Here is a 9,660-nt window from a genome sequence, read left to right as displayed (position 1 = left end):
TACTTCCCTCCTAGCTTCCTTTCTCGCTTTCCTGAGTTTTGTCAGTCAAGCAGGATAACTCCCACATTGATTAGAACAATCAAAAAAGCTGAAAGCCCGGCCAACCAGCCTCATCCCTTATCCCTCATCCCTCATCCCTCACAGCCAACATCGATCGCCACCGCCAACCGCTCAAATGCATTAAATTCTAAATCCATCGGCTGCCCAAAACCCACCCTATCAGCCCCAAGCTCGGAGCTTCATTCTAAGGTTGATTTTAGTGTAAGAAGGTTGACGACTGTGGTTAATACAGACGGTTAATACAGACTGCAAATAGAGCGATCGTAGCTTTGTAGCGCTCACAGTCGATTATCGCGTAGAAAATGAAGCTGCACTCAGAATTATTAATTTCTTAACATCGTGTTTTTCTGGCATCTTTTAATGTTCACCAGACTATAAACTATCTATTCTCAATTCTCAATGATTCATAGACGAGAGCCTGGGTTGAGCCAAAGAATTGAGAAACTCCTCTGGTGCAATCAAACTTACTCCAGTTGATATGATTAGTTTATTCCCAAGTTTTTATAGAAAATCCATTGGAACAGATCGGCTATCAGATTGTTCATGCGATCGCAGGACGGATGCGAATCAAAGCTTTCTGGCTGGAGACAGACCCGGAGGCCGCGGTAAAACTGCACCGTCAGATTGAATCGCTCAGTTTTATTACTAGTGTGAGACTCAATCCACTGGCGCAGTCGATCGTCTTGACTTACAAAGCTAAAGCGATTTCTCTAGAAGAGGCGCAAGTGCAATTAATCGATCTCATTGAGCAAGTTAATCCCGTTCCGCTGCCTTTTGAGGTTGAGCCACCTATTACAGAAACAACGCCCTTAGAAGCGCCTCCTACTCCTTTTAGCCCTGCTGCACCTTCGTCTCCTAAAACTTCAGAATCCGTTGCTAACACTGCCATTCCTTCTCCCTGGGACGAGCCAGACTTAGAGACCGCAGACATGCAGCTTCATTCAACCGCCTCCCTCGCCAAACGGCTCAACAACACATCTCAGGCGATTACTCAACGCAGAACCAAGCCCAATTTTGATGGCTGGACGCAGGTACAAGACCCCGATGGCGTTGCCTGGAACTATGATGAGGCATCTCAATCTTTTAGTCCGGCTTCTAGTTCGATCATGCCCTTAACGCAAGAAACAGCGCCTCAGCCCAAAGCAGATCACCCCCCAGAAGGGATTGAGGAAGACCTGGAGCCGATCGACGAAATCCTCGGAGCAGACCTGAGCAAAGAAGGGGTTGATGAAGTGCAGCCTCCCGCAGAAACTCATGTAGAAATTGAGGAAACCGTGGGCAGTGTTGTAGGTGAAGTGTTGCAAAATGAAGCGGGTCGATCGCAAGGGACTGTCATTGAAGCCGAAGTCGAACCCGCAATGTCTTTGAGTCACCCGCACGAATCCGCACCATCCCAAGTAGAACCCTCTGACAAAACAGTGCCCCCGACTCCGCCCAAACGACGCAAATCCACAAAGTCATCGGCAAAGGCTCAATCCCCTAAAAAGCCGCGTACTCAGAGCTAAACTCGCGAAACTTGCAATTCTGAAGATTGTGAAGCTGAAGATTCCGATTTCTTAGAGAGGTCGGTTTTTTTGCAGGTTCCCCAGAATGGCAGCTTGGCGGGCAGAAGCACTCAAGGAGGCAGTGGAAAAACTGGATCACATTCACGTTCTGCTGCGGCATCTCTATGCTTAATACTAATTAATAGTATTCAACTATGTCACTCAGGCACTATAATTAGGTGCTAGACGGATTACAGCATTTCAGGAAACTTAATATCATGTCTTCCATGTTAGACTCGCGCGTTACTGAGCCAGTCGCAGCCGTGGCTTGGCATACGTTGGAAGCGGAGAACACGCTCCATAAGCTCAAGAGCGATCGCACCTCTGGTTTGACGAGCCGAGAAGTCAGCGATCGTTTGGCAAAATACGGCCCCAACGAACTTACCGAATCAGCAGGGCGTGGCCCGATCGAAATTCTCTGGGATCAGTTCAAAAACATCATGTTGTTGATGCTGATCGCGGTCGCAGTCATTTCTGCCATTTTGGATGTGCGAGAAGGCTTTACGACGGGCAAATTCCCCTTTCCAAAAGACGCGATCGCCATCTTTGTGGTCGTGATCTTAAATGGCGTTTTGGGCTATCTGCAAGAAAGTCGGGCCGAAAAAGCACTCGCCGCCCTCAAAGGGTTGTCTTCTTCGAGAGTACGGGTGATTCGAGACGGCAAGCCTAGTGAAATTGAATCCAAAGATCTCGTTCCGGGCGACGTGATGCTGCTCGAAGCGGGGGTGAAAGTCGCGGCAGATGGGCGTTTATTAGAGGTGGCTAATCTGCAAATTCGAGAAGCCGCTCTGACCGGAGAGGCCCACGCCGTTAACAAACAATCTACAGGAGCCTTGCCAGAAGATGCACCCCTGGGCGATCGCATCAATCTAGTGTTTGAAGGGACGGAAGTTGTCCAGGGACGCGGAACGGTTCTCGTAACAGAAACGGGAATGCGAACGGAATTAGGAAAAATTGCTCAAGCGCTTCAGTCGGTCGAAACTGAACCTACGCCCTTACAAAAACGGATGAATCAGTTGGGCAATACGCTGGTGACTGGGGCGTTGATTCTTGTCGCGATTACCATCATCGGCGGCACACTCTATCGTCCTAGTCTATTTGAAGAATTGGTGAAAGTCTCTCTGAGTATGGCGGTTGCTGTCGTTCCAGAAGGGTTGCCTGCCGTGATTACGGTGACGCTGGCTCTGGGCACCCAACGCATGGTCAAACGCAACGCTCTGATTCGTAAACTGCCTGCGGTAGAGACGCTCGGATCGGTGACGACGATCTGTTCTGACAAAACGGGGACGCTGACACAAAATAAGATGGTTGTGCAGGCGGTCTATACCCACGGCGGCGCGCTCAAGGTGACAGGTGAAGGCTACAATCCCGGTGGCGACTTTTTGAATCGAGACAAGCTAGTTGACCCCAATGATCAAGCTGACCTGCAAGCCCTTCTACTCGCCTGTGTTCTTTGTAATGATGCCGTGTTGCAAAAAGAGCAAGGAGAATGGAGCATTTTGGGCGATCCGACTGAAGGCGCACTGTTGGCACTAGCGGGGAAAGCTGGATTAGATAAAGGCAAAAAAGACCGCTGGCTGCCGCGTGTGGCTGAGTTTCCGTTTTCTTCAGAACGCAAGCGAATGAGCGTAATTGTGGATGCTCAGGGGCACCGTCACGAATCAACACTGGGGTTGGCGATCGTCGATAAAAATCGAATGCCCTACTTCATGTTTACCAAAGGGTCGCCAGAATTGACGCTAGAGCGCTGTACACACATTGAAGCAGGCAACCAGATCGAGCCTCTGAGCAATGAACTTCGCCTGCAAATCGTTGATCAAAACAACTACCTGGCAAGTCGGGGACTGCGCGTTCTAGGGTTTGCCTACAAAACGCTCCACGAAATTCCTCCCGAATCGTCTGAAAACACCTCCGAAGCGGGCTTAGTCTGGCTAGGACTGGTGGGTATGTTAGATGCGCCTCGTCCAGAAGTGCGGGATGCGGTGGCGCGGTGTCGGGCGGCGGGCATTCGGGCGGTGATGATTACAGGTGACCACCAGTTGACGGCGCAAGCGGTTGCCGAAGATTTGGGAATTGCTTTGGCGGGCGATCGTGTTCTCACGGGACGAGAGTTAGAAAAGCTCAGTCAGCCCGATCTAGAACAGCAGGTTGATCAGGTGAGTGTGTTTGCCCGCGTTTCTCCCGAACACAAGCTGAGAATCGTCCAGGCACTCCAACAGCGCGAACATGTGGTTGCGATGACTGGAGACGGCGTAAATGATGCGCCCGCGCTCAAACAGGCGGATATCGGGGTGGCAATGGGCATTACAGGCACCGATGTCAGTAAAGAAGCCAGCGATATGGTGCTGTTGGATGATAACTTCTCGACGATCGTGGCGGCGGTCGAAGAAGGGCGAGTCGTCTACATCAACATTCGGCGGTTTATTCGCTACATTCTCGGTAGCAACATTGGGGAAGTGTTGACGATCGCGGCTGCTCCGTTAATGGGATTGGGCGGGGTGCCGTTGTCGCCGCTGCAAATTTTGTGGATGAATCTGGTGACGGATGGTGTTCCTGCACTGGCTTTGGCGGTGGAACCCGGAAGACCGATCGTGATGCAAAAGCCACCCAAAGATACCCAAGAAAGCATTTTTGCAAGGGGTTTAGGCTCTTACATGGTGCGGATTGGGCTGGTGTTGGCGGTGGTGACGATCTTTATGATGTCCTGGGCTTATGGCTACACCGAACAGGTACAGGGCGGACTACTGGATCGCGATCGCTGGAAAACAATGGTGTTTACTACGCTATGTTTGGCACAAATGGGTCATGCTTTAGCGATTCGATCGAACACTCGACTCTTTGCTGAAGTGAGTCCCTTCTCAAATCCCTTTATGTTACTGTCGGTGGTTGCCACGATCATTATGCAGTTGATGCTGCTATACATCGAGCCATTGCGAAACTTCTTTGGAACCCATTATCTGAGTTTTACAGAGTTAATGGTTTGTGTCGGCTTCAGTGCGTTGATCTTTGTCTGGATCGAGCTTGAGAAACTGTTCATTCGCTGGTTCTCAAATCGTCGCTCAGGCTGATATCGATAGCGGATGTAACGCATAATAGATCTGAAATTGATCTGAGGTTGCATCCGCTCTATAATTTCTAGCGAACCGTCTTCCTGGAGCAGCTTGTATGAGTGGAGTTATTGTCTGGTTAGCTGAAGCGATCGCCGAAATTATGGCTGGGTTTATTGCTGAATTGATCACTCACATGGTTACAGAATTTTTAGTTGAAGTGGTGCGAGAAACGATCGTGGTCTGGGCGATCGAGCTATTTACCGAACTGCAAGTGCAAGTGATGAATCTATTTTGGGGTGGAAAGCGCTAGAGATCAGCGGTGTGTAACTTCAGAATTAGCCCTTAATCAGCCTTTCCAAGTTCACATCGCTTGTCCTGCCGCAAAGATTTGTTCAGCCGTCAGGGTCAAATTTGGGAAAGTGGAGGAAACGATCGTAGCGTTGCCTCGAAACTGCTGTTCTTCGTATTCCCCTTCGACTAACTGATAAACAGAAAGCGTCGGCTGTTTTGGAGAGCCAATATAGCGTCTGCCGCCCAGTCCTAAATAATCGACGATCCAATACTCCGCGATACCGAGCGCTTCATAGTCAGCGAATTTTTTGTGATAGTCATCCCGCCAGTTGGTGCTGACGATTTCAATGACTAGCGCGGCGGATTGCCCTTTCGTAATCACCGACTCCTTTGCCCATCTGGGATCGTTGTCAATGGTTTCCCGATTCAGCACGATCACATCCGGTTCATAACCAGACTCTCCATCCTCTGAGCGAACTACGCATTCTTTGGGGACAAAATAAGGGAGTTGGAATTGTCGAATCAAGATTCCTGCTTCAATCACAAGAAATCCTCCGATGTCTGAATGCTTGCCTCTCGCTTTTGGCATCTCGACAATAACTCCGTTGCGTAATTCGTACCTAGTGTCTGAGTTCTCTGGATACCAGGCGATAAACTCATCAAAGCTGATAGGTTGTTGTAGGGCTTGCATCATGGGATAACCTTTGGGCGCGATCGTTGTTCATTCGACAGGATTGATAAATTCTAGAAAATCCAAGTAAAAGAATACTTCTTTTCGATAATTTATTATACGATTCTGTCACTTATTACACGATCGTACCGCCTAAAGCACGAGTGGGGAGGGTTACAATTCGGCTAATCCTCTAATTTCCGTTGCTTATGTCAGTGACCGTATTCTTTTCCTACTCTCACAAAGATGAATCGCTGCGAGATAAGCTGTCTGAGCATTTGAGCATCTTGAAACGGCATCAGGTCATTCAGGATTGGCACGATCGCCAGATTGGTGCAGGGGCAGAATGGGCAACCGAAATTGACGCGAACCTGAATGCGGCCGACATTATTCTGCTGCTGATTAGTTCGTCGTTTCTCAATTCAGACTATTGCTGGGGAAATGAACTGCAACAGGCGATGCAGCGTCACGAAGCGGGAGAAGCCTGTGTAATTCCGGTGATTTTGCGTCCGGTAGATTGGCAAGGCGCACCGTTTGGTAAATTGCAGGCGTTTCCCAAAGATGCGCGTCCAGTGACGTTGTGGGAAAACGAGGATGCAGCCTTGATGAATGTAGCGCAGGGAATTCGTATCGCGGTCGAGAAGATTGCTCAACGCAAGAAAGCATCGGTTCCTTTGGAGTTGCGCTCTATGGTAATCGCACCGTTGTCAAAACCTCCTGCGATGGAACGTCTCCTAATCGAAGATAACTTGTCCTCAGAAAAAGGAATTGACTATAAGCCACTGCGAGACATGCTGAAAGCTGGCAAATGGCAGGAAGCGGATCGAGAAACGTTAAGAGTGATGTGTGTAGCAATGGAGCGGCAGACAGAAGGCTGGTTGCGGGAGAAAGACGTGCAGCAATTCCCGCGTCAGGATTTACGGACGATCGATCAACTGTGGGTGGAATACAGTGAAGGAAAGTTTGGCTTTAGTGTACAAAAGCAAATTTGGCAGGAATGCGGCAAACCAACGACATATAACGGCAACTGGGAAAAGTTTGGCGATCTGGTTGGATGGCGCGTGAAAAAACAGTGGATAACTTACCTGGAGGATGGTGTAACCTTCAACACCTCCACACCTAAAGGACACTTGCCTTGGGTGTTTTTTGTTGGGTTTGTAGGATGGAGAGGGTTAATGGTTAGGTGGGTTGGTTTCGGTGTTAATTCTCTTCTTTCGCGCAGAGACTTGTGAATTCTTTGATGTTGGCTTGCACTTCTTCCAGGGTGTCTCCTTGGGTTTGACAACCTTTAAGCTGAGGGCAGTAGGCATAGTAGCCACTCACATCTTTCTCGATCGCAACATTGATTTGGTAAGACATAGATATTGAAGAGATGATATGAAGTTCTATCACTATAGTATTTGCTAATCTTCGTTCACCGCATGATGAAGGCTGCGTAAATATTAGAAACGCTTAGACGAAACTTGCTTCTCTTTAACAATACTTCGGACAAATTTTGAGCAGATTTTCAGGTTCAAACCCTGATTCGCTCGTGGGACAGGATCTTATTTTCAAAGTCAGGAATAGAGCCAACTTTGAAAAATAGCTCAATGCTGGAACTGTAATTCCTGAGAGCCTTTTGGGGTCGTTCAAAAAACTGTCCGGACTATTGCTTTAAGCAAAACTTATGAATGGGTAGCCAAACACAGGATTTGGGCAGGCGAACACAACTTGTGGACAAACAAATACAGCTTTTGCCTTAACGAACATTAGCTCTGCCTGAGCGATCGCAGCTTTTGCCTTAACGAACCTTGGATCTCACTAATCCCCCGCCGATCGAATCTCTCGTTCAAGCCCTTCGCGTTCCCTGGCTAAACAAGCCTCATTGAAAGAACATGGACTTCACTCTCTGAACCTGCCCCTTTGCAATGGGTGAAACTTGTTGAATAGGGAAGCGCCTCTGATGTTTGGCATGACGACCCACCCCTTTAGAGTCCGGACGATGGAGAATCGATTGAGCAACGATCACAAGCCTTGACTCTTACATAAATGGCGAGAAGATGGCTACTCTGAAAACTTTGCAGACCAACAACGCTTGACGGATTGAAGTCGTCTGCTAGAGTAGTGGGCGATTTTGAACATCGAATGAGAGGGCAACATGGCGAAGTGTGACTATTGTGGAACTAACATTCTGTTTGGCGGCACTCAAGCTTATGGTTATCGGTTTTGTAATCGCAGATGCCAACAAAATGGCTACTCGCTGGTTGCCGCACAGGAGATCCCTGAAGACCATTTGAGAGAGCAAGTCAGACTGTTGCATCAGAGTGCGTGCCCGCGCTGCAAAGGACAGGGGCCAGTCGATGCTCACACCTCTCATCGCGTCTGGTCAGCATTGGTGCTAACGTCTTGGAGTAGCAGACCTCACATTTGCTGCCGAAAGTGTGGACGCATTGAACAATTAAAAGACAGCTTGCTTTCGCTGTTTGTGGGCTGGTGGGGCATTCCCTGGGGATTGATTATGACTCCGATTCAAGTGGTAAGAAATGTGATGGGATTTTTAGGCGGCCCAACCCCCACTAAACCCTCAGATGAACTGTATCGATTAGTTCAAATCAACATTGGCGCAAAGATTCTTCAGTCTCGCCAGTGAGGTCAGGGATGCAGGTAAAATGCGGTGCCCAACATAGCATAGGTCATCAGCAACAAAACGCCTTCTAGCCAGTTGTGCCGACCATCGGTACTCACCGAATTTGTCATCACCACCGTAATGCCCACGCCAACCAGCGAAAAGGTGTCAAAGGCTAGATTCATCGGCTGACCAATAAACCAGCCCACCAAGACCAAAATCGGGGCAACAAACAAGGCAATTTGCAGACTGGAACCGATCGCGACCGACACCGCTAAATCGACTTTGTTTTTGAGGGCGCAAATCCCGCAAGTAATGTATTCCACCGCCGCCCCAAACAATGGTAAGACAATCACACCCATGAATAGATTGGTCAATCCCAGCGTTTCGGAGGCCGTCTGCAAACTGCTGACTAGCACCTCAGAGACAAAGAGGAGAACGATCGTTGAACCCAACAGCAAACCAGCATTCACCCAGAGAAACTTCTTCCCGCTGACTTCATTGCCATAGCCCTCTGGTTCGGCATCTTCTTCTTGTTCAAAGAGATACTTGTGTGTCCGCATTGAGAACAGCAGCATCAACGCATAAAACGATACCAATAGAATTGAAGCCGTGTAAGAAAGGCGATTGTGAACTTCAATATTCAGCGTTCTTGAGGTGAATTGCAGGGCGGCAGGCGTGAGTAGAAACATGACTGCCAGGTTCAGCGACCCCGCATTAAGGCGAGAAACATTGGCGCGGCGCAGATTCACCTGTACGTCTTTCTTCTTAAACCGCACACCATTTAGTAAAAACGAAATGCCCAACCCGACTAACAGATTGGCAATAATCGAACCTGCCAAACTTGCTTTCACAACATCAATCATGCCTGCCCGCAGTGCCACGATCGAGACAATTAATTCCGTCGCGTTACCAAAACTAGCATTCAACAAACCGCCGAGCGAGGAACCAATGACGGTTGCGATCGCTTCCGTAAAGTTAGCAATCCAGGCAGCTAGAGGAATAATCGCCAGCCCTGCTGTGATAAACACCACCATCGGATCAGCCTGGGCCCAATCCAGAGTTAAACAAATCGGCACAAACACCAACATTTGCAGCAAAAAGCGGTCTTTGCGAGACATCGTTTTCGCCCACTCTAGATGAGCGATCGCGTCTTCTTCATTAAAGTTTGGCTGTATTTTTTGGGTCATGGTACGTTCCTATTGCCGAGTCTCTGACCTTCCTCCTGGCATGTCAAAAACAGCCCCTAAACTCTCAAAGTCTAAGAGGATGTTTGAAAAGTGTTTCTTCTAAAGTTTCAGAGTTTCGATACCCTAAATCCTCCTTCAAAAGGGACTTTGACGGCTTGTTCCCCCTTTTTTAAGGCTGCCGTGTACACATACGTCGATCGATCGGTCATTGCTGAGATCCTTCGCCCCCTAAATCCCCCAAAAATGGGGG

9 protein-coding genes are annotated in these 9,660 nt (G+C 48.8%); 6 read left to right on the top strand and 3 right to left on the bottom strand.

Going from position 1 to position 9,660, the window contains the following annotated elements; all coding sequences use genetic code 11:
• The 4 genes from ACKFKF_RS32900 to ACKFKF_RS32885 form a co-directional block, all read left to right on the top strand.
• A partial coding sequence (locus tag ACKFKF_RS32900) for a hypothetical protein (RefSeq protein WP_446871601.1) occupies nt 1-300 on the top strand: 300 nt, incomplete at its 5' end.
• Between the two features lie 275 nt (nt 301-575).
• On the top strand, nt 576-1,565 hold the full coding sequence (locus ACKFKF_RS32895; protein WP_446871600.1) for an HMA2 domain-containing protein: 990 nt from the start codon (nt 576-578) through the stop codon (nt 1,563-1,565).
• 257 nt (nt 1,566-1,822) lie between these two features.
• Nucleotides 1,823-4,672 (top strand): cation-translocating P-type ATPase, encoded by a 2,850-nt coding sequence (locus ACKFKF_RS32890; protein WP_446871599.1) that lies wholly within the window; start codon nt 1,823-1,825, stop codon nt 4,670-4,672.
• Between the two features lie 97 nt (nt 4,673-4,769).
• Nucleotides 4,770-4,964, top strand: coding sequence for a hypothetical protein (locus ACKFKF_RS32885; protein ID WP_446871598.1), 195 nt, complete (start codon nt 4,770-4,772; stop codon nt 4,962-4,964).
• 51 nt (nt 4,965-5,015) lie between these two features.
• Here ACKFKF_RS32885 and ACKFKF_RS32880 read toward each other — a convergent pair whose 3' ends face one another.
• Nucleotides 5,016-5,639, bottom strand: a complete 624-nt coding sequence (locus ACKFKF_RS32880) for a Uma2 family endonuclease (protein WP_446871597.1) — start codon at nt 5,637-5,639, stop codon at nt 5,016-5,018.
• A 185-nt stretch (nt 5,640-5,824) separates the two neighbouring features.
• Between ACKFKF_RS32880 and ACKFKF_RS32875 the strand changes: the two genes are divergently transcribed.
• The gene (locus tag ACKFKF_RS32875) at nt 5,825-6,847 is read left to right on the top strand and encodes a GUN4 domain-containing protein (protein WP_446871596.1); all 1,023 of its coding nucleotides are present in this window, start codon (nt 5,825-5,827) and stop codon (nt 6,845-6,847) included.
• Here the strand turns inward: ACKFKF_RS32875 and ACKFKF_RS32870 are convergent.
• Nucleotides 6,816-6,974 (bottom strand): type II toxin-antitoxin system HicB family antitoxin, encoded by a 159-nt coding sequence (locus ACKFKF_RS32870; protein WP_446871595.1) that lies wholly within the window; start codon nt 6,972-6,974, stop codon nt 6,816-6,818. The two genes, ACKFKF_RS32875 and ACKFKF_RS32870, sit on opposite strands and share 32 nt — an antisense overlap.
• 778 nt (nt 6,975-7,752) lie before the next feature.
• Here ACKFKF_RS32870 and ACKFKF_RS32865 point away from each other — a divergent pair.
• On the top strand, nt 7,753-8,244 hold the full coding sequence (locus ACKFKF_RS32865) for a hypothetical protein (protein WP_446871594.1): 492 nt from the start codon (nt 7,753-7,755) through the stop codon (nt 8,242-8,244).
• A gap of 2 nt (nt 8,245-8,246) precedes the next feature.
• On the opposite strand, the gene cax is transcribed toward ACKFKF_RS32865, so the two are convergent.
• A complete protein-coding gene (gene cax, locus ACKFKF_RS32860; protein ID WP_446871593.1) occupies nt 8,247-9,410 on the bottom strand; it encodes a calcium/proton exchanger in 1,164 nt (387 codons plus the stop codon).
• Nucleotides 9,411-9,660 lie beyond the last annotated feature (250 nt).

This window comes from Phormidesmis sp. 146-12, from assembly GCF_052939495.1.
This window is presented reverse-complemented; position numbering and strand designations above follow the sequence as displayed.